This window comes from Exiguobacterium sp. UBA3968 (assembly GCF_002385115.1).
Classification (GTDB): Bacteria; Bacillota; Bacilli; order Exiguobacteriales; family Exiguobacteriaceae; genus Exiguobacterium_A.
Map to the genome: position 1 here is coordinate 11,188 of NZ_DGCW01000013.1, position 482 is coordinate 11,669.

The window sequence follows — 482 nt, forward strand, 5'->3', positions numbered from 1 at the left end:
TTAATGTTTCACGTGAAACATGACCACTGATTCCCGTTTCTTTATGGGTATCTGGTTCAAGAAAGATCGGTTCGATTCCTAACCATTCGAGTGCATTAAATACCGATTTATGCGAATTACGCTGTACATAAACACGCTCTCCTCTTATTGCTACAGCTGCAAGCATCGCCCAGTTCCCAACAGTCGAACCATTCACAAGGAAATGACTCGCTTTTGCATCGTAGACTTTTTGAAGCAAAGCTATTGCGTCTGCAATAGCCTCTTCCGGATGATGAAAATCATCTAGACCAGGTAATTCTGTGACGTCCCATTTAAAAAAGTCAGGAAGAGGTGTCAGAGTCCCATTCTTATGTCCAGGAACATGCCATGAGATGGGCGTTCGATCTAAGTGACGTTGAAGTGCATATACAATAGGAAGTTCGTGTTTCATGAAAAAACTCCTTTTTCTTTAAAATGATTATACAAAAAGACCGACCTGCAAT

General features: G+C 41.1%; 1 pseudogene. It reads right to left on the minus strand.

The features are described from left to right. Positions 1 to 430, minus strand: a pseudogene (locus tag B3S86_RS15330) (arginine decarboxylase); the annotation flags it as partial. Positions 431 to 482 lie beyond the last annotated feature (52 nt).